Genomic DNA, 22012 nt, shown 5'->3' with positions numbered 1-22012 from the left:
CGGTCACATCAAAGCGCGCCACATCCGAGTTCTATCAGCCATGACCAGCCCGCTACCGGACCCCACCAAGATCCGAACGTCAAACAGCTCCTAGGGGGTGGCCTTGTCGGGACGCTCGGAGATGCGGATGGCGTTGACGATGGGATCGCCGACCCGCTCGGCGAAACGCACGTTGAGCTGGCCGTCGGTGACCTTCACCGTGTACTGCCGGTTGACGGCGGTGTACGTGCCGGCCTCCAGGGCCAGGTCCAGCGCGGGGATCGCGAGCTGGCCCTCGATGATGACGTCGAAGACCCGGCGGCCCTCACGCATGGCGCGGGTCTCGGCGAAGCCCAGCTCGACGGTGTAGGTGCCGTTGGGCACCTGGTCGAACCGGTACTCCAGCATCTTCTCGCGGGCGCGCTTGAACAGCTCCTGCTCGGTGGTGCCCGCGATCGGCTTGCTCGCCGTGCTCGTGCTCGTGCCGGTGCCCACGTAGCCGGAGCCGCCGGCGACGTACTTGCGGTCGGCGGACCAGCGGTCGCCGGCGGCGTCCAGGAGGTCCTTGGTGGCGCCCACGTCGATGGCCACCTGGTGCTTGGGCACCACGACCGTCACGAGGACCTCGATCTGCGGGTTCCGGCCGCTCGACGAGCGCACCAGCAGCTTGCCGGAGCGTACGGTGCCCGGCTGGACGCCCGCGCTGGAGGCGGTGACCTTCAGCGTCACCGACTTGCCCGGGGCGAGATCGCCGCCGGCGGGCGTCACGGCCAGCCAGCTCTGGGCGGGATCGGTCACGACGGTGTAGGCCGTGGCGGCGCCGAGGTTGGACAGCACGACCGTGCCCGACCTGGTGGACGCGGCGGGCATGACCAGGGTCACCTCGCCGACCGAGGCCGTCACGCGGCCGGTGGCCAGGGCGGTGTCGACCCGGGTCACGGCCCCGGCGGTGATGGTGACCTCCTGGCTGAAGGTCCCGTAGTCGGCCTTGGAGACCTCGACGCGGTAGTCGCCCACGAGGACCTGCCCGAGGAACGTGCCGTCGTCCCCGGTGGTGTAGGTGGCCACGTCGCCGACCTTCACCGTCGCGCCCGGCACCGGCCTGCCGTCGTTGGCGTCGGTGACCGTGCCCCTCAGCAACCCGTGCCGGCTCGCGGCGAAGGTCAGGCTCTGGCCCTCGACCAGCGCGGCGCTGTTGAAGGAGTACTGCAGCGCGTCGGTGCCGCCCGCGCTCTCGATGCCGATCGTGGCGCTGTTCCCGGCGGCTCGCTCGTTGGTGATGCCGCGATAGCGGAACCCGATCGAGCCGTCCTCGCCGAGCAGCGCCGAGAACGAGACGCGCAGGCCGGCGTCGGAGTAGAACCGGGCGTCACGCCACTCGATGACGAACGTCCGCTTCGGCGCGGTGCCGACGGTGGCGGTGTAGACGCCGGACCGGTCGTCCAGCACCAGGTCGTCCCAGTAGGGGTAGAGCGCCGCGTTGGGCGCGGTGGTGGAGGGCAGGGACCCGTTGGTCGCCGTGGTGCTGCTCGCGGCGAAGCTGACGAACCCGTTACTGCTGATCCAGCCGCCGGTGTAGGCGCTGCCGTAGAAGGGGAAGGCGAACGGCAGCGTGATCTGCTGGGCCGCGTCGTCACCGGTGAGCGCCTGCTTGACGGTGCCCGCGACGAAGGTCTCGGAGGCCGCCGTGCAGGTGTACCCGAAGGTGTCGGCGCGGCGCGGCAGCGCGATGTCCTTGGTCAGGTCGCCGTTCACCGTGATCGGCACGGTGAGGCCGCCCGCGCATCGAGACAGCGGGGTGGTCCTCAGATCGTAGGAGCCGTTCGGCAGGGTGAGCCGGTACCGGCCCGTGGCGTCGGTGACCCCGCTGACCGGGGTGCCGACCGCGGTCACCGTGGCGCCCACCTCGGGGGCGCCCCCGGCGGTGACCGTTCCCGACACCGTGCCCGAGGCCTGTGGCGTCAGCGTCACGTCCTCGGTGGCCGTCTGGTCGGCCACGATGGTGACGCTCGCGGTGGCGTCGCCGTACCCGAACTTCTCGGCGGTGAGCTCGTAGTCACCCTCCAGCAGGCGGGGCAGCGCGTACGTCCCGTCCTGGGCGGTGGTGATCGTACGGCTCAGCGGCCCGGTGACGGTGACGGTCGCCCCGGCCACCGGCGAGCCACCGGCGGTGACCGTGCCCGTGAGCCCGCCGAGCGCCCCGGTGGGAGCGGCCTGGACCGCCGCGAAGGCGTCGAGCCGGCCCTCGCCCCAGATGTTGTTGTCCGCGGCGGTGCCGCCGCAGCGGGTGTCGTCGACGTCGATCGCGGTGCGGTCGAGCAGCGCCCTGGTGCCGGCGATGTCGCCCTGCAGGGCGGGGGAGGCCGACCACATCAGCGCCACGGTGGCCGCCAGGTGCGGGCTGGCCATCGAGGTGCCGGAGAAGCTGTCGTACCCGCCGGGGATGGACGAGCGGACGTCCACGCCGGGCGCCGCGATGTTGGGCTTGATCTCGCCGCTCTCGCCGGAGCCGCGGGTGGAGAAGCTCGCGATGGCGTTGTTGACGTCGAACGCGCCCGCGCTGTAGCTGGAGATGTACTGGCCGGGCGAGCCGCTGGAGTTGCAGCCCGCGCCCGTGACGTTGCCGTTGGCGAAGGCGGGGAAGATGCCCGCCGCGACCCACGCCTCGACGATCTCCTTGTACCAGGGGTCGAAGCCCGCCCCGCCCCAGGAGTTGTTGACGATGTCGGGCGCCAGGTCGGGGCGCGGGTTGTGGCCGTTCAGGTCGGTGGGGGCGAGCATCCACTGACCGGCGGCGAGCAGCGAGGCGTCGGTGCAACTGTTCGTCTCGCACCCCTTGGCGGCGATCCACTTGGCGCCGGGAGCCACCCCGATGGTGTTGGCGCCGCCGTCGCCGCCCACCATGGTGCCCATGGTGTGGGTGCCGTGGTCGTTGTTGTCGCACGGCGCGGCGCTCGGGCACACCCCCGCCGGGTCGAACCAGTTGTAGTTGTGATCGAGGGTCCCGTCGGGGTTCCTGCCGCGATACTGGGCGGCCAGCGCGGGGTGGTCGAACTGCACGCCGCTGTCAATGCTCGCCACGACGATGCCCTCACCGCGGACGCCGAGCTCGTTCCACACCCGTGGGGCGTTGACGCGGTCGATGTTCCACTCGGTTCCCTGGATCTTCGCCACGGCCTTGCCCGGTAGCGGCTCGGGCAGCTTGGTGACGTGGGTGGGTTCGATGCCCTCCACCTCGGGCAGCTTCGCGATTTCGGAGGCGAGCTTGGCGTCGCCGGTCACCTGGACGGCGTTGGCGATCCAGAACGGGGTGAACTCGGCACGCTGGGCGGTGAGGAGCGCGCGGAGGCCCGCCTGCGACGAGGCGGCCAGCTCGGTCTTGGCGCGGTAGACCTGCTCGGCCTTCTCGGTCTTGGTCTTGGCCCGGCGGGCCGCGCTGAGGTCGGCGTCGCTCTTCAGGCGGACCCAGAAGGTGGCCTTGTCGTCCGCCGCGAGCTTCGCGAGGACGGTTTTGTCGATCTTGTCGGGGTCGGGTGCGGCCTGGGCCACGCCCTGGGGGAGCAAGAGGGCGAGGGCCGTGAGCGTCCCGGCCAGGACCGCTCGCCAGCGTCGGGGGGCGATGGACACACGATCTCCTTCACGCCGGGCGGGGGTGTCCCGCCGGGGAAAGTGACGTGGGCTATAGGTGATCTTTACAGCCCACGTGGAGAATCGTGAATGGATCTTGTCGTCTTTTCAAGGACTTGACTCGCATAAAAAATGATTTGTCACAAAAATTAACCCGAAAGGGAGATCTACTCCGGGCCGTACGAGGAAGGCCCCGCCAGCGCGGGGAAGCCGGTCAGAACCCCTGGGCGAGGCGGTAGTACGCCTGGTTCCAGCGCAGCTCCTGGGAGAACCGGCGGGAGGTGGTGTCGGCGTCGATGAGGACCAGCTCGACGCCGAGCATGTCGGCGAGGTCGGTCAGCTCCTCGGCGCCGACCGCGGCGGACAGCACGGTGTGGTGCGGAGCCCCGGCCGTCAGCCAGGACTCGGCCGAGACCCGCAGGCTGGGGCGGGGCTTCCAGACGGCGCGGGCGACCGGCAGGCGCGGCAGCGGCTCGGCGGGGCCGACCACGTCGATCTCGTTGGCCACCAGCCGGAACCGTTCGCCCATGTCGGCCAGGCCCACCACGATCGCGGGCCCGGGGCGGGCGTCGAACACCAGCCGCACGGGGTCCTCGCGACCGCCGATGCTCAGCGGGTGGATCTCGCACGACGGCGTGCCCGAGGCGATGCTCGGGCAGACCTCCAGCATGTGCGCGCCGAGGATGACCTCCTCGCCCGGCGTCAGGTGGTAGGTGTAGTCCTCCATGAAGGAGGTGCCGCCTTCGAGCCCCGCCGACATGACCTTCAGGGTGCGCAGCAGCACCGAGGTCTTCCAGTCGCCCTCGCCGCCGAACCCGTAGCCGTCGGCCATCAGCCGCTGGACGGCCAGCCCAGGAAGCTGCCGCAGCCCGCCGAGGTCCTCGAAGTTGGTGGTGAACGCCTTGAAGCCTCCGTCCGCGAGGAAGCGGCGCAGGCCCAGCTCGATGCGCGCCGCGTACCGCAGCGACTCGTGCCGCTCCCCGCCCGCCCGCAGCGCGGGGGCGACGAGGTAGCCGTCCTCGTACTCCTTGACCAGAGTGGTCACCTCCGCGTCGGAGGCCGCGGCGACCGCGTCGACCAGGTCGTTGACGCCGTAGGTGTTCACCGAGACGCCGAACCGCAGCTGCGCCTCGACCTTGTCGCCCTCGGTGACCGCCACGTCGCGCATGTTGTCGCCGAACCTGGCCAGCTTGAGCGAGCCGACCTCGGCCCGTCCCGCCGCGGCCCGCGCCCAGGCGGCGACGCGCGCCACCACCGCGGGGTCGCTCACGTGCCCGGCCACGGTCTTGCGCGGCACGCCGAGCCTCGACTGGATGTAGCCGAACTCGCGGTCGCCGTGGGCGGCCTGGTTGAGGTTCATGAAGTCCATGTCGATGGAGCTCCACGGCAGTTCCCTGTTGGCCTGGGTGTGCAGGTGCAGCAGGGGCCTGCGCAGCGCGTCCAGGCCGGCGATCCACATCTTGGCCGGTGAGAAGGTGTGCATCCACGCGATCAGGCCGCCGCAGTCCTCGTCGGCGTTGGCCGCCAGGCACACCTTGCGGATGGCCGCCGCGTCGGTGAGCACCGGCTTCCAGACCACCTCGAAGGGCAGGGCCCGGTCCAGGGCCCCGGCGATCTCCCGGGACTGGCCGGCCACCTGCCGCAACGTGTCCTCGCCGTACAGGCCCTGGCTGCCGGTCAGGAACCAAAGCTTCACAGGTGACTCCTCTGTCCATAGACGTTCTGGTAGCGGTCGTGCAAACGGTCGACGTCGGCGGGCGCGATCGGCAGCGGCTCGCCGAGCTGCCGCGCCACGTGCACGGTGCGCGCGACGTCCTCGCACATCACGGCGGCCTTGACGGCGGCCTTCGGCGAGTCGCCGATGGTGAAGACGCCGTGGTTCCGCATGAGCACGGCAGGGGAGCGGTGGCCCTCCAGCGTGCTCACGATGCCCTTGCCGATGTCGTCGCCGCCGATCAGGGCGAACGGCCCGACGGGGATCTCGCCGCCGAACTCGTCGGCCATCGCGGTGAGCACGCAGGGGATCGCCTCACCGCGCGCGGCCCACGCCGAGGCGTACGTGGAGTGGGTGTGCACCACGCCGTTAACCTCCGGCAGGTGGCGGTAGGCGTAGGCGTGCGCCGCGGTGTCGCTGGAGGGCGAGAAGCCGCCGTCCACGAGGGTGCCGTCGAGGTCGCACACGACCATCGCCTCGGGGGTCAGGTCGTCGTAGGAGACCCCGCTCGGCTTGATGACGAACAGGTCGCCGCCGGGCGCCCGTCCGGAGACGTTGCCCGCGGTCCAGGCGACGAGGCCGTAGCGCACCAGCTCGGCGTGCAGCCGGCAGACCGTCTCCCTCAGCTCTTCCAGCATCATGCCCTGGCCTCGTCCCTGATCGCGCGGAGCCGGTGCAGGAGCTCCCCGTCGGCGAAGTGGTCGTGCAGCAGGCGGTACTCGGCGTACAGCCGGTCGTAGGCGCCGGCCCGCTCGGGGTCCGGCACGTACGCGGCCGTCGTGCGCTTACCCATCGCGGCGGCCGCCGTCGTGATGTCGTCGTGGGCCCCGGCGGCGACGGCGGCGTGGATCGCCGAGCCGAGTGCGGGCCCCTGCTCGGAGCCGATGACCGACAGCGGGCGGCGCAGCACGTCGGCGTAGAGCTGCATGAGGAAAGGGTTTCGGAGCAGCCCGCCCGCGACGACGAACTCCTCCACGGGCACCCCCGAGGTCTCGAACGTCTCCACGATGACGCGGGCGCCGAACGCGGTGGCCTCGATGAGCGCGCGGTAGACATCCTCCGGCCTGGTGGCGAGCGTCTGGCCGACGATCACGCCGGAGAGGTTGTGGTCCACCAGCACCGAGCGGTTGCCGTTGTGCCAGTCGAGCGCGACCAGGCCGTGGGCGCCCACCTTCTGCGCGGAGGCCAGCGAGGTCAGGTACTCGTGGACGGTCAGGCCGAGCCCGGCGGCCCGCTCGGTGTAGGAGGCGGGCACCGAGGTCTCGGCGAACCAGGCGAAGATGTCGCCCACGCCCGACTGGCCCGCCTCGTAGCCCCACAGGCCCGGGACGATCCCGTCGCGCACCACCCCGCACATGCCCGGCACCTCCGCCAGCCGGTCGGAGGACATGACGTGGCAGGTGGAGGTGCCCATGATGGCGACCATCTGGCCCGGCCGCACCGCGTCGGCGGCGGCGGCGGTGACGTGCGCGTCGACGTTGCCGACCGCCACCGCGATGCCTTCGGGGAGGCCGGTCCACCCCGCCGCCCCGGCGGTCAGCCGCCCGGCCAGGCCGCCGAGCGGGGACAACTCGTGCCCGAGCTTGGCGGTGAACCCGGCGAACCCCGGGTCCAGCGCGGCCAGGAACTCCTCGGAGGGGTAGCCGCCGTCCTGGTGGATGCCCTTGTATCCGGCGGTGCAGACGTTGCGGGTCTCCACTCCGGTGAGCTGCCAGACGATCCAGTCGGCCGCCTCGATCCACCGCTCCGCCAGGTGGTAGACCTCGATGTCCTCCTCGAAGACCTGCAGGCCCTTGGCGAACTCCCACTCGGAGGAGATCCTGCCGCCGTAGCGCGGCAGCCAGGGCTCACCGCGTTCGGCGGCCAGGGCGTTGATCCGGTCGGCGTGGGGCTGGGCGGCGTGGTGCTTCCACAGCTTGGGCCAGGCGTGCGGGCGGCCGGGCAGCAGCTCGCACAGCGGTGTGCCGTCGGCGGTGGCGGGCAGCACGGTGCACGCGGTGAAGTCGGTGCCGATGCCGACGACCCGCCAGGCGGGCACTCCGGCGGCGGCCAGGGCCTCGGGCACGGCGGTGCGGAGCACGTCGACCCAGTCCCGCGGCGACTGCAACGCCCAGTCGGGGCCGAGGCGCGCCTCACCGCCGGGCAGGGTGTCCTCCATGACCCGGTGGGTGTACTCGTGGACGGCGCCGCCCAGCTCGGCGCCGTCCTCGACCCGTACCACGACGGCGCGGCCCGACAGGGTGCCGAAATCGACGCCGATCACATAGCGACTACCGTTAGCGATCACATTGACTCTCAGGATCGGGATCAGGGGCGGCGCTCACTTCTTGCGCGCGCCGATCAGGCGCTGCAGGAGGATGAACGCGAACAGGAGCAGGCCGATGAAGATCTTGGTCCACCAGGAGCTGAGGGTGCCCTCGAAGCTGATGATCGTCTGGATCAGCCCGAGGACGAGCACGCCGAGCACGGTGCCGAGCAGGTAGCCCGAGCCGCCGGTCAGCAGCGTGCCGCCGATGACGACGGCGGCGATGGCGTCCAGCTCCATGCCGACCGCGTGCAGGCCGTACCCCGACAGCATGTAGAACGAGAGCAGCACGCCGCCGAGCGCCGAGCAGAAGCCGCTGATCGTGTACACGGCGATCTTGGTTCGGGCGACGGGCAGGCCCATGAGCAGGGCCGACTGCTCGCTGCCGCCGACCGCGTAGACGTTCCTGCCGAGCCGCGTGTAGTGCAGGACGCAGGCCCCCACCAGCACGGTGACCACCGCGATCACCACGCTCGGGGAGACCCAGACGCCGGTGCCCAGGGGGACCTTGGTCTGGGCGAACGCGGTGAAGGTGGGGTCGGTGATCGAGATCGACTCGGTGCTGATCGTGTAGCACAGGCCCCGGGCGAGGAACATCCCGGCGAGTGTCACCACGAACGGCTGGATCTCGAAGTAGTGGATGATCGCGCCCATGCCGAGGCCCAGCGCCGCGCCGATGACCAGCACCAGCGCGATCACCGCCGGCGCCGGCCAGCCGTGGTTCGTGACCAGGGTCGCCGAGATCATCGTGGACAGGGCGACCACCGATCCGACCGACAGGTCGATGCCTCCCGTCAGGATCACGAACGTCATGCCGACGGCGACCACGAGGAGGAACGCGTTGTCGACGAAGACGTTGAGCACGACCTGGGGGCCGGCGAAGCCCTCGTAGCGGATGCCGCCGATGACGAACATCGCCACGAAGAGGCCGGTGGTCACGAGGACGGGCACGTACTTGCGCGGCAGCACGCGGCCGGTCGCGAGGACTGCGGCGGTGGTCATGCCGGGACCCTCACCTTCTCCTGGTGCGCCGACGGCGCCCGCGGGGGACGCCGCCTGCGGCGGAAGACCTTCTCGCGGAAGGCCGGGGACTGCAGCAGGCACACCACGGTGACCACCAGGGCCTTGAACAGCAGCGTCGTCTCCGGCGGCACGCCGATCGAGTAGATGGTGGTGGTGAGCGTCTGGATGATGAGCGCGCCGAGCACGGTGCCCGACAGCGAGAAGCGGCCGCCGGCCAGCGAGGTGCCGCCGATGACGACGGCCAGGATGGCGTCCAGCTCGATCCACAGCCCGGCGTTGTTGCCGTCGGCGCTGGAGACGTTCGAGCTGACCATCAGCCCGGCGATGCCCGCGCACAGCGCGCAGAACGTGTAGACCATGATGATCACGCCGCGCGAGCGGATGCCGGCCAGGCGGCTGGCCTCGGCGTTGCCGCCGACCGACTCGATCAGCAGGCCGAGGGCCAGGCGCCGGGTGAGGAAGGCGGTCAGCGCCAGTACGGCCGGCACGACGATGACGCCGAACGGCAGCGTGAGCCAGTACCCGCCGCCGATGAGCTTGTAGGGGGCGCTGTTGATCGTGATGATCTGGCCGTCGGTGACGAGCTGGGCCAGCCCGCGCCCGGCGACCATGAGGATCAGCGTCGCGATGATCGGCTGCATGCCGACCCCGGCGACCAGGAAGCCGTTCCACGCGCCGAGCAGCAGGGAGAGCGCGAGCGTCACGGCGACGGCGGCCAGCACGCCGCCTACTGAGTTCTGGTCGCGCAGGTCGCTGATCCGCAGGCACGCCAGCGCTCCGGCGATCGCGACGACCGAGCCGACCGACAGGTCGATGCCGCCGGTCGCGATGACGAGGGTCATGCCGAGCGCGACCAGGATCAGGGGGGCGCCGAAGCGGGCGATGTCGACCAGGCTGCCGTACAGGTGGCCGTCCTTGATCTGGACGGACAGGAAGCCGTCGGTGAAGACCACGTTGAGCAGCAGCAGCGCGATCAGGATGACCACGGGCCACAGCAGCCGGTGTCTCAGCAAGGCGGTCATGAGGAGCCTCCGCTCGCGATGGTCTCCATCAGCGCCGCGCTGGTCAGGCTCTCGCCGTTGTCCAGCCGCGCCACCAGGCGGTGGTCGCGCAGCACGCCGATCCTGTGGCTGAGCCGCAGCACCTCCTCCAGCTCGGCGGAGATGAACAGCACGGCCGTGCCCCCGGCCGAGAGCTCGGCCACCAGGCGCTGGATCTCCGCCTTGGCGCCGACGTCGATGCCGCGTGTGGGCTCGTCCAGGATGAGCAGGCGGGGACGCAGGATCAGCCAGCGCGCCAGCAGCACCTTCTGCTGGTTGCCGCCGCTGAGGTTCCCGACGAGCTGCTCGGGGTCGGCCGGGCGGATGTTCAGCGCCGCGATGTACTCGCCGACGAGCTCCTCCTGCCTGCTCCGGGGGAGCGGCCTGGTCCATCCGCGCGTCGCCTGAAGGGCGAGGACGAGGTTCTCGCGCACGGTGAGGTCGGGGATGAGCCCCTCGGCCCGCCGGTTCTCCGAGCAGAACGCGATGCCGTGGCCCATGGCCGCCCGGGGGGTGCGCAGGGAGGCGTGCTCGCCGTCGACGCGCACCGATCCGGTGGTCGCGTGGTCGGCGCCGAACAGCAGCCGGGCGATCTCGGTGCGGCCGGAGCCGAGCAGCCCGGCCAGGCCGACGACCTCGCCCCGCCTGACGGCCAGTGTGAAGGGCTCGATCGCCCCGGTCCTGCCCAGCTCCCTGGCCTCGACCAGCGGCGTGCCGTCCCGCGCGGGCGGCTCGCCCGGAAGGCTCTCCAGCCTCTCCAGGTCGGCCAGCTCGCGGCCGATCATCTTGGCGACCAGCTCCACCTGCGGCAGCTCGCTCGTCCGGTACTCGCCGACGAGCCGGCCGTTGCGCAGGATCGTCATGCGGTCGGCGATCTCGTACACCTGGTCGAGGAAGTGGGAGACGAACAGGATCGCGATGCCCTGGTCCTTCAGCCGCCGCATCACCCTGAACAGCTGGGCGACCTCGCCCGCGTCGAGGCTGGAGGTGGGCTCGTCCAGGACCAGCACCCTGGCGTCGATGTCCACGGCCCTGGCGATGGCCACCATCTGCTGGATCGCGAGGGAGTACGAGGACAGGGACGCCGACACGTCGAGGTCCAGCTCCAGGCGCTTCAGCAGCTCGGCGGCCCGGCGGCGCGTCTCCCTCCACTGGATGCGGCCGAGCCGGCGCGGTTCGCGGCCGATGAAGATGTTCTCGGCGACCGAGAGGTTGGGGCAGAGGTTGACCTCCTGGTAGACCGTGCTGATCCCGGCCCGCTGGGCGGCCGGCGGGCTGGAGAAGGCGACCTCGCGGCCCTCCAGCTCGATCCGGCCCTCGTCTATGTCGTGGACACCCGTCAGCACCTTGATCAGCGTCGACTTGCCCGCGCCGTTCTCTCCCATCAGCGCGTGGACCTCGCCCGGCAGCAGCCGGAAGTCGACGCCCTCCAGCGCCTTCACGCCGGGGAACCGCTTGCCGATCCCGCGCATCCGCAGGATCGGGTCGGGTGTGGCCATGTGGCGCCCTCTCCTCGTCCTCGTCGTCGTGGCCGGCGGCACGCGGCCACCGGAGGGCGGGCCGCCGGCCGGCGGCCCGCTCCGGATCAGTACTTGCGGCTGGGCAGGGCCTGCTTGGCCTGCTCCTGGGTGAAGGCGGTCTCCTCGGTCACCACGCGGGCGGGCACCTGCTCGCCCTTGACGACCTTCTTCGACAGGTCCATGAGTTGCGGGCCGAGCAGGGGGCTGCACTCGACGATGTAGTTGATCTTTCCGTCGGCCAGCGCCTGCATGCCGTCGTGGACGGCGTCGATCGTGATGATCTTGATGTCCTTGCCGGGCACCTTGCCCGCGCCCTCGATGGCCTCGATGGCGCCGAGGCCCATGTCGTCGTTGTGGGCGAACAGGACGTCGATCTTGGGGTTGGACTTGAGGAAGGCGTCCATGACCTCCTTGCCCTTGGCACGGGTGAAGTCGCCGGTCTGCGAGGCGATGATCTTGAATTTGGGGTCGGCGGCGATGACCTGGCCGAAGCCGGCCTTGCGGTCGTTGGCCGGAGCCGAGCCGGTCGTGCCCTGCAACTCGACGATGTTCACCGGGTCCTTGCCGTCCTTGTACTGGTCGACCAGCCACTGGCCGGCCTTCTTGCCCTCCTCGATGAAGTCGGAGCCGAGGAAGGTCTTGTACAGGCTGGTGTCGGTGGAGTCCACGGCCCGGTCGGTCAGGATGACCGGGATCTTGGCGTCCTTGGCTTCCTTCAGCACGGTGTCCCAGCCGGACTCCACGACCGGCGAGAAGGCGATGACGTCCACCTTCTGCTGGATGTAGGAACGGATGGCCTTGATCTGGTTCTCCTGCTTCTGCTGGGCGTCGGAGAACTTCAGATCGATGCCGGCCGCCTTGGCCGACTCCTGGACGGACTTGGTGTTGGCGGTGCGCCAGCCGCTCTCGGCGCCGACCTGGGCGAAGCCCATGGTGATCTTGCCGTCGTCCGAGCCGCCCGATGCGCCGCCGCCGCTCCCGCAGCCGGCCAGGGTCGCCGCCAGGGCGGCGGCCAGTAACAGTGTCGTGACTCTCTTCACCACTGTGGGGGGTCCCTTCCTGCTGTGGGCGCCGGCTCCGCCGTCCGGATCCAGCGCTTATGTCGTGTCGCGTACGTTCAGCGCAGGGAGGAGGTGCTGGACCTCGCGACGAACCGGGGAGGCACGATGAGGCGCTCGCGCTCGCACTCGCCGCCCCTCCCGATCTGCCGCAGCAGCACCTCGATGCTGTTCCTGCCTACAGCCCCGAAGTCCTGTCTGATGGTGGTGAGGGGCGGGAGGAAGAACTCCGCCTCAGGGATGTCGTCGAAGCCCACGATGCTGATCTGCTCGGGGACCTTGACTCCTTCTTCTGTCAGCGCGCGCAGGACGCCGAGGGCCATCTGGTCGTTGGCCACGAACACCGCGGTGACCTGTCCGGCCATCGCCAGGAGCCGGCGACCGGCCAGGTACCCCGACCGCGGGCTCCAGTCGCCGGTCAGCGTCTCGGGGACCGTCCGGCCGGCGGATTCGAGAGCCGCGCGCCAGCCCTCGGTCCGGCCCTCGGCCTCCAGCCAGTCGGACGGGCCGCTGACGTGCCAGACCGTCTCGTGCCCGAGGCCCAGCAGGTGCTCGGTGGCGAGCCGGGCGCCGCCGACCTGGTCGACGCTGACCACCGGCACCTCGCCCTCGTGCTGCCCCTCGACCGCCACCGCGGGCATGCCCCGGGGCAGGCTCTCGAAGGCGCGGGCCGCCGAGCGCTGCGGGGCCACGACGACGATCCCGTCGACTCCCTGGTCGGCCAGGTAGTCGATGGCGTCGCGCATGCCCGCCGTGTCGATGGTGCGCAGGCTGACGATGCTCACGAAGTAGCCGGCCGCCCTGGCCGCCTGCTCGATCCCGTCGACCGTGCTGGCCGGGCCGTACAGCGTGGTGTTGAAGCCGACCACGCCAAGCGTGCGTGAGTGGCGGGTGACCAGGGCGCGGGCGACGAGGTTGCGGCGGTAGCCGAGCCTGTCGATCGCCTCAAGGACCCGGGTGCGGGTCTCCGCGCGGACGTTGGGATGGTCGTTGAGCACCCGTGAGACCGTCTGGTGCGACACGCCCGCCGCCTTGGCCACATCGGCCATGACGGGGGAGCGGCGCTCGTCACGTGGTCCCACCGCCCACCCCTTTCCCTCATCTGGGCAAGACTGTGAACGCTAACAAGAGGTTACGTCAAGAAGTTTCCAGATCACGGTACGGTTACGCCAAGGGTCCGGCGCCGTCCGTGTCAGGTTGTGTGCGCTAACAGCGGGGCTGGCCTCAGGGGTGGGGGGTGTGACGTGGTCTGACCGGCCCTGGGACACTTGGAACCGCGCCGTGGGCCGCGCGCCGTCTCGCGCGGCCGGCATGTACAACGACCGAGTGAGGTAGCCAGTGAGCACAAGGAGCGTACGCGAGCCGGCCATGACGGACGTCGCGCGCCTCGCCGGAGTCTCGCACCAGACGGTGTCGCGGGTGCTCAACGGTCATCCGAACGTCCGCGAGCAGACCCGGCTCCGTGTGCGCGCTGCCATCGCCGAGTTGGGCTACCGCCCGAACCGCGCGGCGCGCATCCTGGTCACCGGGAAGTCCCAGGTGATCGGCGTCATCGCGCAGAGCTCCACGTTGTACGGGCCGATGTCGATGCTGTCGGCGTTCGAGCAGGCCACCGGCGCCTCCGGATTCGCCGTGAGCGTGGGCAGCGTCCGCAGCCTCGACCGCCGCTCCGTGGCCGAGGCCGTCGAGCGGCACCTGGACCAGCGGGTGGCGGGCATCGTGATCATCGCCCCGGTGGTCTCCGCCAACGAGGCTCTGGACGACCTGCCGGTCGACATCCCGCTCGTGACCATCGACGGCGACCCCGGGCGTTCGATCCCCCTGGTCACCGTCGACCAGGAGGCCGGCGCCCGCGACGCCACCCGTTTCCTGCTCGAAGCCGGTCACCGGACGGTGTGGCACGTGTCCGGGCCGGCCGACTGGTTCGACAGCGCCGGGCGGGTGCGGGGATGGCGGCGGGCGCTTGAGGAGGCGGGCGCCGAGGTGCCGCCGCTGGTGTCCGCCGACTGGACGGCCGCCTCCGGCTACCAGGCCGGGCAGATGCTGGCCCGCATGGCAGAGGTCACGGCGGTCTTCACCGCGAACGACCACATCGCCCTGGGCATTCTGCGGGCGCTGAGCGAGCGCGGGCGCCGCGTCCCCGACGACGTGAGCGTGGTGGGCTTCGACGACGTGCCCGAGGCCGCCTACTTCATCCCGCCGCTGACCACGATCCGCCCCGACTTCAACGCCGTCGCCACCGAGAGCCTCAGCGTGCTGCTGCGGCAGATCGACCAGGGGGAGCGCGGATGCGAGCGGCGCACCATCGCGCCCGAGCTCGTGGTGCGGGACAGCGTCGCGCCGCCGCGGGGATGACCGGGGGGTAGGCCGTCGCGCTCCGTTCCACTCCTGGGAGCGCTCACTTCCGCGGCCGCCACGTCGAAATTCCCGGCAGGCGAGAATTTCCGCCTTGTTACAGCGAAGTTATCGGACACTATTGACAGCAAAATTGTTAGCGATAACACTATCCGCTCAGGCGTAAGGCACTCACGCTCGCCTGACCAGGGATTCGGGAGGTCGCCGTCCATGCCGGCCGGGCGTCGCCCGGGGTGCCCGCCGGCCGCTCGAAAGCCGCCTCGACTCGGCGGGCCCGCCAGGGACCCGCCCGAGGTCTCCGCCAGGCGTCTGGTCCTACCCGCCCGCATCGGGCCACCCCCACCCGCAAGGAGCGACACGATGAGATTCGGAAGACTCGCGACGGTGGTCTCCGCCCTCGCGCTCGCCTCGGTGACGACGGCATGCGGCTCCACGCAGAAGACCGCCGACGTCCAGGCCTCGCAGGGCGCCGGCGGCAACAGCGGCGCCCTGGTGGGCGTCACCATGCCGACCAAATCATCGGAGCGCTGGATCCACGACGGCGACAACGTCAAGGCGAGCCTGGAGAAGCTCGGCTACAAGGTCGACCTGCAGTACGCGGAGAACGACATCCCGACCCAGGTCAACCAGCTTGAGAACCAGATCACCAAGGGCGCCAAGCTGCTCATCATCGCCTCGATCGACGGCACGGCGCTCACCACGCAGCTCCAGGAGGCGGCCGACAAGCACATCCCGGTCATCTCCTACGACCGGCTGATCCGCAACACCCCCAACGTCGACTACTACGCCACCTTCGACAACTTCAAGGTCGGCGTGCAGCAGGCGACCTCCCTGCTCGTCGGCCTGAAGCTCAAGAACGAGGACGGCTCCGACGGCACGGCCAAGGGCCCGTTCAACGTCGAGCTGTTCGCCGGCTCGCCGGACGACAACAACGCCACCTTCTTCTTCAACGGCGCCATGTCGGTGCTGCGGCCCTACATCGACAAGGGAACCCTGAAGGTCAAGAGCGGCCAGACGGACTTCAAGACCGTCGCCATCCTCCGCTGGGACCCGGCCACCGCGCAGAAGCGCATGGAGGACATCCTGACCAAGACCTACAGCGGCGGCGACAAGGTCGACGGCGTCCTTTCCCCCTACGACGGCCTGTCGATCGGCATCCTGTCGGCGCTGAAGAGCAACGGCTACGGCACCTCCGGCCAGCCGTACCCGACCGTGACCGGCCAGGACGGCGAGCTGGCCTCGGTCAAGTCCATCATCGCGGGTGAGCAGTTCTCCACCATCTACAAGGACACCCGCCAGCTCGCGGACGTCACCGTGAAGATGGCCGACGCGGTGCTCAAGGGCGGCAAGCCCGAGGTGAACAACACCACGGACTACGACAACGGCAACAAGGTCGTCCCGTCCTACCTGCTCGACTCGGTGATCGTCTACAAGAGCAACTACCAGAAGGTCCTCGTCGACTCCGGTTACTACACCCAGTCGCAGCTGGGCTGATCCCCTCGGGGTGCGGCGCCGGCCCAGGGCGCCGCACCCGCCGTGACCTCCGAGAGACGTGAGGGACATGACCGACGACATTCTGCGGATGCGTGGAATCACCAAGACCTTTCCCGGAGTCAGGGCACTTCAGGATGTGAACCTGTCCGTGCGCCGAGGGGAGATCCATGCCATCTGCGGAGAGAACGGCGCGGGCAAGTCGACCCTGATGAAGGTGCTGTCCGGGGTGTACCCCCACGGCTCCTACGACGGGGAGATCTCCTTCGACGGGGAGCCGTGCCACTTCTCGGACATCAGGGACAGTGAGCAGCGCGGGATCGTCATCATCCACCAGGAACTGGCGCTGTGCCCGCAGCTGTCGATCGCCGAGAACATCTTCCTCGGCAACGAGCGGGCGACGCGCGGCCTGATCGACTGGAACCGCACCAACCACGAGGCGCGCCGGCTGCTGGAGCGGGTGGGGCTGGCGGAGAACCCGGTGACCCCGGTGGCCGACATCGGCGTGGGCAAGCAGCAACTGGTGGAGATCGCCAAGGCCCTGTCCAAGGAGGTGCGGCTGCTCATCCTGGACGAGCCGACGGCCGCGCTCAACGACGAGGACTCCGCGCACCTGCTCGACCTGCTGCGCGGCCTGCGGGACGAGGGCATCACCTGTGTGATCATCTCGCACAAGCTGAACGAGATCGCGGCCATCGCCGACTCCATCAGCATCCTGCGCGACGGCCGCATGATCGAGACCCTGGACATGAAGTCCGGCGACGTCACCGAGGACCGCATCATCGCCGGCATGGTCGGCCGCGACCTGGAGCACCGCTTCCCGCCGCACGAGCCGAACATCGGCGAGGAGGCGCTGCGCATCGAGGACTGGACGGTCCACAGCTCCACCCAGCGGGGCCGGGTGGTGGTCTCGGGGGCCAACCTGAAGGTGCACCGCGGCGAGATCGTCGGGCTCGCGGGCCTGATGGGCGCCGGGCGCACGGAGCTCGCGATGAGCGTCTTCGGCCGGTCCTACGGCACCGGCATCTCCGGGCGCGTCTACCGGGACGGCAGGCAGGTGGAGATCCGGTCGGTGCGTGACGCCATCAAGCACGGCATCGCCTACGCCACCGAGGACCGCAAGCGCTACGGGCTCAACCTGATCGAGGACATCAAGCGGAACGTCTCTGCCGCCGAGCTCTCCAAGCTGGCCCGTCGCGGGTGGGTCAACGACAACGAGGAGTACCGGGTCGCCGAGGAGTTCCGCAAGAGCATGAACATCAAGGCGCCCAGCGTGCTGAGCGTCACCGGCAAGCTCAGCGGCGGCAACCAGCAGAAGGTCGTCCTGTCGAAATGGATCTTCACGGACGCCGACGTGCTCATCCTGGACGAACCGACCCGCGGCATCGACGTGGGCGCGAAGTACGAGATCTACTCGATCATCAACCGCCTGGCCGACGAGGGTAAGGCGGTCCTGGTCATCTCATCGGAACTGCCCGAACTGCTGGGCCTGTGCGATCGGATCTACGCCATCTCGGCCGGACGCGTCACGGGCGAGGTCCGGCGTGAGGACGCGACCCAGGAACGGCTGATGCACTACATGACGAAGGAACAGGAGTAGATCCGATGAGCGGCATCTCGCCCGCCAACCCCGAGGTCGCCCCCGGCGGGAAGGACACCGGCCCGGCCCGGCCGCCCAGCCGTCCATCGCTGCTCGGCATCTCGCTCAACGTGCGCCAGAGCGGCATCTACATCGCGTTCGCGCTCATCGTCGTGCTGTTCTCCGTGCTGACCGACGGCGCCCTGCTCGAACCTCAGAACATCTCCAACATCATCGTCCAGAACTCCTACATCCTGATCCTGTCCATCGGCATGATCCTCATCATCATCGCCGGGCACATCGACCTGTCGGTGGGCTCGGTGGTCGCCGTCACCGGCGCCATAGCGGCCGTGCTGATGGTGAACTACGGCCTCCCGTGGCCGCTCGCCCTGCTCCTCACCCTCGTCGCGGGCGCCGTCATCGGCGCCTGGCAGGGTTACTGGATCGCCTACCACGGCATCCCGGCCTTCATCGTCACGCTGGCCGGCATGCTGCTGTTCCGCGCGCTCACCCTCACCGTGCTGGGCAACCAGGGCATCGGTCCCTTCCCCGACGCGGTCCGCACGCTGTCCAACGGCTTCACCGACGGCTACTTCGGCAACATCGGGCTCGGCCCCCTGGGCGGCGCCGACCTGTTCAGCATCCTTGTGGGCCTCGTGGCGGTCGCGGGCATGGTGGCGGCCCAGTGGCGCACCCGCGCCGCGCGGCTGCGCTACGGCCAGAGCGTCGACCCGCTGCCGCTCTTCCTCCTCAAGATCGGCGCCGCGGCGGCCGTGGTCATCGCCATCGTGGTGCAGCTGGCCCGGTTCAAGAACCTGCCGTGGGTGCTCGTGCTGCTGGCGTTCCTGGTGCTGGGGTACTCCCTGATCACCAGCCGGGCGGTGTTCGGCCGGCGCATCTACGCCATCGGCGGCAACCTGCAGGCGGCGGTCCTATCCGGCGTCAAGGTCAAGTCGGTGGTCTTCTGGATCTTCGTCAACATGGGAGTGCTCTCTGCCCTGGCCGGCGTCATCTTCGCGGGCCGGCTCAACCAGGCGGGGCCCACGGCGGGCAACGCGTTCGAACTGGACGCGATCGCGGCCGCGTTCATCGGCGGCGCGGCCGTCCAGGGCGGCGTGGGCAAGGTGGTCGGCGCCATCACCGGCGGCCTGATCATGGGCGTGATCAACAACGGCATGTCGCTGATCGGCGCGCCGAGTGAGCGGGTCATGCTCGTCAAGGGCGCCGTCCTGCTCGCCGCGGTCGCCTTCGACGTGTGGACCAAGCGCCGCGCCGGCGCGGCCCGCCGGTGACTCCCCGCTCCGGGCTCCCTTCCCCCATCGGAAAACGGGGATAAAGCGCCGGTGTCAGGTTCTTCTATTTATTGCCTGTTGACCCGGCGCATTCCCGGGCGGCGCAGAGTCGCGTCTAATGGGAGTTTTGGCGTGGATATATATTGAGGGAGGTCCGGGGGAGGTGAGTGGTGGCAGTTCATCTGCGCCCACGGTCGATCAGAGGACGCTTCACGCTGGGCGCGGGGATCCTGGCGCTGATCGTCTTCGCGCTGTTGGCGGCCGGCTTCGTCACCACCTTCCGGACCAAGGCGCTGGACCACGTCTTCAGGGACACGCAGAGCGTCGCCACCGGCTGGGCCGGATCGGTGAACCCCGGCGACGTGCCGAGCCCGGCGGCCGACGTCGACCTGCTCCAGCTCGTCGACTCCAGTGGCAAGGTGGTGGGGGCCAGCGCGGCCGCGGAGGGGATGCCCCCGCTGAGCAAGGTGCGGCCTCCCGTCAACGCGCGGATCCAGGATGTCACCGAGTGCCGGCCGGCAGGCGGCTGCGTGCTGCTCACCGCGGTGCGCGTTCCTCCCCTGACGTCCCGCGTGCTCTGGCAGGACGAGCCGCACTTCATCTACGCAGGAAGGGCCGAGCCGCCCATCCTCGCGGGATACCGCCTGGAGTTCATCGGCGCGGGCGCGACCCTGCTGGCCTCGGCACTGACGGCATGGGTGACCTGGTGGCTGGTGGGCCGCACACTGCGCCCGGTGGCGGCGATCCGCGCGAGGACGGCGGAGATCTCGGTGAGCGACCTGAGCCTGCGGGTGCCCCAGCCGCCCGGCTATGACGAGATCGCGCAGCTGGCCCGCACGTCCAACGAGACCCTGGCCCGGCTGGAGGAGGCCGTGGAGCAGCAGCGCTATTTCGCCTCCGTCGTCTCCCACGAGCTCAGGTCGCCGGTGGCCGGCCTGCGCATACGGCTGGAGGAGGCGCTGATGTACCCCGGCGAGGTCGAGCCGCGGGCGACGTTCGAGGCCGCGCTGACAACCACCAAGCGACTACAGGCGATCATCGATGATGTGCTGACCTTAGCGCATCTCCGGACGGTCGCTCCGGCCGAGCCCGTGCTGCTGGACCTCAACGCGCTGGTGAGGGATGAGGTGGCCGCCCGGGTTCACGGTCCGCCCGTGCACGCCGACATCGCCGGTGAGGCGGTGGTCCTCGGCCATCACATACAGCTGGCCGGAGTGCTGAACAACCTGCTGGTCAATGCCCAGCGGCACGCGGAATCGCGGGTGGAGGTCACCGCGAGACGGTCGGGGGACCAGGCCGTCGTGACGGTGACCGACGACGGCGACGGCATCGCGCCGGACGACCGCGAACGCGTCTTCGAGCCGTTCGTGCGGCTGGCCGACGGATGCCGCCGCGACCCCGGTGGCAGCGGGCTCGGCCTGGCCATCTGCCGCACGATCGTCACCGGGCACGACGGGACGCTTCAGATCGAGGACTCGCCCAAAGGCGCCCGCTTCGTCCTCCGGCTGCCTCTGAATCAGCCGGAGGGGACCTCCACCACCGTGTGAGCCGGCCCGTACGGGCCGGGCGTCACTCGTCGGACTTGAACTGGTAGCCGGCGGGAGGCGTGAACGACGGGTCCGGCTTGCCGTACACCAGGGCGATCTGCAGGTGCGGCTTCAGGACGATCGCGGCCGGGTCGCCGTCGACCTTGCCGCCGTTGACGTAGGTGGTCAGCGTCTTGCCGTTGCCGGCCTTGAGCGTGCCGATCTGGGCGGCGTTCAGCGTGACGCCCCACTCGGTGAAGATCTGGCCGAGAGTGTAGGTCGTGCCCTTGACGTCGGTCTCGATGTGGATCACGCCGCGGGTGTCGTGGGTGTGTACGGGCGCCATCTCCTCGGACCCGGGGTCGATGCCGATGTCGGCGGCGACGGAGACCGGCTTGCCGTCGACGTAGACGTCGAGGTGGGAGTGGTAGTGCTCGGCCATGCCCATCGGCCCGAACTTCAGGCCCGCGGCCAGCACCAGCGGCTTCGGGTTCGAGGGGGTGTCCCACGGCGGGGCCCCACCGTCCGGAGGCAGGGGGCGGTCGGCGAGGAGGCCGTATCCGAGCCCGCCCAGCGCCAGCACGGCGACGGCCGTGCCGATCACTGCCGCGGTCCTGCGACGCCGGCGCGGGGGCGGCTCCTCCTCCGGCACCGGCGCCACGTACTCCGGGGTCTGCTTGGTCTCGTTCAGGGACATCGGCCGCCTCCACCACACCTGAATGCTTTAGCTGTACCCATGCGTCGTACATCGTCGCGTGATTCACTGACGCGCATATTCACCGCGTAATCGGTGCGCGGAAATATGCCACGACATTCCACCGGATCGAATTCCATTGACCGGCGAATTCGAGGGTACCGCTGCGATGGTGCTGGGTGTCGGCCGCGGCGCTGGCAGGAAGTGGCCGGATAATGAGGGCCATCATGTCGCCGGGCGGGCCCGCCGACCCGCCCGGCGTGGACGTTCAGACGAGGTCGAACTGCTCCCACGTGCCGATCGCCGCGCGGTTGGCGATGAGCGGCTGCGCTCCGCCGCCCTCGGCGCACACGTACTGGCCGTTGGCCTGCGCCCTGAGGCTGACCGAGCCGTTGGGGTTGGTGATGAGCTGGAAGGTCTCCCACGGGCCGATCGCGGTGCGGTTGGCGATGAGCGGCTGCGCTCCGGCGCTCTCCGCGGTCACGTACAGGTTGTTGACCTTCGCTCTCAGCGCCACGTTGCCGTTGCCCAGGTCGACGCGTTCGAACTGCTGCCCGGTCCCGACGGACGCCCCGTTCGCGATCAGCGCCGAGCCGTTGGCGGCGGTCACGTAGCGGCTGTTGGCCCGTGCGCGCAGGGCGACCACCGGGGAGGCCGGTGACGTGGTCACGCTCACGGCGTTCGAGGCCGCCGAGGTGTTGCCGGCCGCGTCGCGGGCGGTGACGGTGAAGGTGTAGGCCGTGGCCGGGGTCAGGCCGGTCACCGTGTAGGGGGTGCCGGGGGCGGTGGCCACGACCGTGCCCGCGCGG

15 protein-coding genes and 1 pseudogene are annotated in these 22012 nt (G+C 70.1%); 5 read left to right on the top strand and 11 right to left on the bottom strand.

The features are described 5' to 3' along the window. Positions 1-90: 90 nt before the first annotated feature. The 9 genes from ACGFIV_RS35465 to ACGFIV_RS35425 form a co-directional block, all read right to left on the bottom strand. A complete protein-coding gene (locus tag ACGFIV_RS35465; protein WP_358559561.1) occupies positions 91-3606 on the bottom strand; it encodes a S8 family serine peptidase in 3516 nt (1171 codons plus the stop codon). A 214-nt stretch (positions 3607-3820) separates the two neighbouring features. Then, entirely contained in the window at positions 3821-5302 is a 1482-nt protein-coding gene (gene araA / locus ACGFIV_RS35460; protein WP_358559559.1) for an L-arabinose isomerase, read from the bottom strand. Then, positions 5299-5961: an L-ribulose-5-phosphate 4-epimerase gene (locus ACGFIV_RS35455; protein WP_358559558.1), complete on the bottom strand. Its 663-nt coding sequence runs from the start codon at positions 5959-5961 to the stop codon at positions 5299-5301. The genes araA and ACGFIV_RS35455 overlap by 4 nt, the downstream gene beginning before the upstream one ends. Beyond that, a complete protein-coding gene (gene araB / locus ACGFIV_RS35450) occupies positions 5958-7583 on the bottom strand; it encodes a ribulokinase (protein WP_392839420.1) in 1626 nt (541 codons plus the stop codon). Before araB ends, ACGFIV_RS35455 begins: the two co-directional genes overlap by 4 nt. Before the next feature lie 57 nt (positions 7584-7640). Further along, a complete protein-coding gene (yjfF, locus tag ACGFIV_RS35445; RefSeq protein WP_392839418.1) occupies positions 7641-8627 on the bottom strand; it encodes a galactofuranose ABC transporter, permease protein YjfF in 987 nt (328 codons plus the stop codon). Then, positions 8624-9670, bottom strand: coding sequence for an ABC transporter permease (locus ACGFIV_RS35440; protein ID WP_358559547.1), 1047 nt, complete (start codon positions 9668-9670; stop codon positions 8624-8626). Before ACGFIV_RS35440 ends, yjfF begins: the two co-directional genes overlap by 4 nt. After that, complete coding sequence (locus tag ACGFIV_RS35435; protein WP_392839416.1) at positions 9667-11187, bottom strand: sugar ABC transporter ATP-binding protein; 1521 nt, start codon at positions 11185-11187, stop codon at positions 9667-9669. Before ACGFIV_RS35435 ends, ACGFIV_RS35440 begins: the two co-directional genes overlap by 4 nt. An 86-nt stretch (positions 11188-11273) precedes the next feature. Then, on the bottom strand, positions 11274-12251 hold the full coding sequence (locus ACGFIV_RS35430; protein ID WP_358559543.1) for an ABC transporter substrate-binding protein: 978 nt from the start codon (positions 12249-12251) through the stop codon (positions 11274-11276). A gap of 74 nt (positions 12252-12325) precedes the next feature. Next, positions 12326-13315 carry a LacI family DNA-binding transcriptional regulator gene (locus tag ACGFIV_RS35425; RefSeq protein WP_358559552.1) on the bottom strand — a complete coding sequence of 330 codons (990 nt, stop codon included), beginning with the start codon at positions 13313-13315 and terminating at the stop codon, positions 12326-12328. A 319-nt stretch (positions 13316-13634) separates the two neighbouring features. Between ACGFIV_RS35425 and ACGFIV_RS35420 the strand changes: the two genes are divergently transcribed. From ACGFIV_RS35420 to ACGFIV_RS35400, 5 genes are all read left to right on the top strand, one after another. After that, positions 13635-14621, top strand: coding sequence for a LacI family DNA-binding transcriptional regulator (locus tag ACGFIV_RS35420; RefSeq protein ID WP_358559551.1), 987 nt, complete (start codon positions 13635-13637; stop codon positions 14619-14621). A 360-nt stretch (positions 14622-14981) separates the two neighbouring features. After that, positions 14982-16115 carry a multiple monosaccharide ABC transporter substrate-binding protein gene (gene chvE / locus ACGFIV_RS35415; RefSeq protein WP_358559541.1) on the top strand — a complete coding sequence of 378 codons (1134 nt, stop codon included), beginning with the start codon at positions 14982-14984 and terminating at the stop codon, positions 16113-16115. A 67-nt stretch (positions 16116-16182) separates the two neighbouring features. After that, on the top strand, positions 16183-17712 hold the full coding sequence (mmsA, locus tag ACGFIV_RS35410) for a multiple monosaccharide ABC transporter ATP-binding protein (RefSeq protein WP_358559539.1): 1530 nt from the start codon (positions 16183-16185) through the stop codon (positions 17710-17712). A gap of 5 nt (positions 17713-17717) precedes the next feature. Further along, complete coding sequence (gene mmsB, locus ACGFIV_RS35405) at positions 17718-18983, top strand: multiple monosaccharide ABC transporter permease (protein ID WP_358559537.1); 1266 nt, start codon at positions 17718-17720, stop codon at positions 18981-18983. Positions 18984-19153: 170 nt separating this feature from the next. Continuing rightward, positions 19154-20530 (top strand): sensor histidine kinase, encoded by a 1377-nt coding sequence (locus tag ACGFIV_RS35400; RefSeq protein ID WP_392839412.1) that lies wholly within the window; start codon positions 19154-19156, stop codon positions 20528-20530. 22 nt (positions 20531-20552) lie between these two features. Here the strand turns inward: ACGFIV_RS35400 and ACGFIV_RS35395 are convergent, their stop codons facing one another. Beyond that, entirely contained in the window at positions 20553-21206 is a 654-nt protein-coding gene (locus tag ACGFIV_RS35395; RefSeq protein ID WP_392839410.1) for a hypothetical protein, read from the bottom strand. A gap of 265 nt (positions 21207-21471) precedes the next feature. Continuing rightward, positions 21472-22012, bottom strand: a pseudogene (locus tag ACGFIV_RS35390) (hypothetical protein); the annotation flags it as partial.

Origin of the sequence: Sphaerisporangium sp. NPDC049003, assembly GCF_043197795.1 — a bacterium.
In the GTDB taxonomy this organism is placed as follows: Bacteria; Actinomycetota; Actinomycetes; order Streptosporangiales; family Streptosporangiaceae; genus Sphaerisporangium.
This window is presented reverse-complemented; position numbering and strand designations above follow the sequence as displayed.

Bases quoted from the DNA above. Each gene is read 5' to 3' on its own strand.
- ACGFIV_RS35440 (WP_358559547.1), bottom strand. From the start codon at position 9,670: ATGACCGCCTTGCTGAGACACCGGCTGCTGTGGCCCGTGGTCATCCTG.
- mmsB (WP_358559537.1), top strand. From the start codon at position 17,718: ATGAGCGGCATCTCGCCCGCCAACCCCGAGGTCGCCCCCGGCGGGAAG.
- mmsA (WP_358559539.1), top strand. From the start codon at position 16,183: ATGACCGACGACATTCTGCGGATGCGTGGAATCACCAAGACCTTTCCC.
- ACGFIV_RS35435 (WP_392839416.1), bottom strand. From the start codon at position 11,187: ATGGCCACACCCGACCCGATCCTGCGGATGCGCGGGATCGGCAAGCGG.
- ACGFIV_RS35455 (WP_358559558.1), bottom strand. From the start codon at position 5,961: ATGATGCTGGAAGAGCTGAGGGAGACGGTCTGCCGGCTGCACGCCGAG.
- ACGFIV_RS35420 (WP_358559551.1), top strand. From the start codon at position 13,635: ATGACGGACGTCGCGCGCCTCGCCGGAGTCTCGCACCAGACGGTGTCG.
- chvE (WP_358559541.1), top strand. From the start codon at position 14,982: ATGAGATTCGGAAGACTCGCGACGGTGGTCTCCGCCCTCGCGCTCGCC.
- yjfF (WP_392839418.1), bottom strand. From the start codon at position 8,627: ATGACCACCGCCGCAGTCCTCGCGACCGGCCGCGTGCTGCCGCGCAAG.
- ACGFIV_RS35395 (WP_392839410.1), bottom strand. From the start codon at position 21,206: ATGTCCCTGAACGAGACCAAGCAGACCCCGGAGTACGTGGCGCCGGTG.
- ACGFIV_RS35425 (WP_358559552.1), bottom strand. From the start codon at position 13,315: ATGGCCGATGTGGCCAAGGCGGCGGGCGTGTCGCACCAGACGGTCTCA.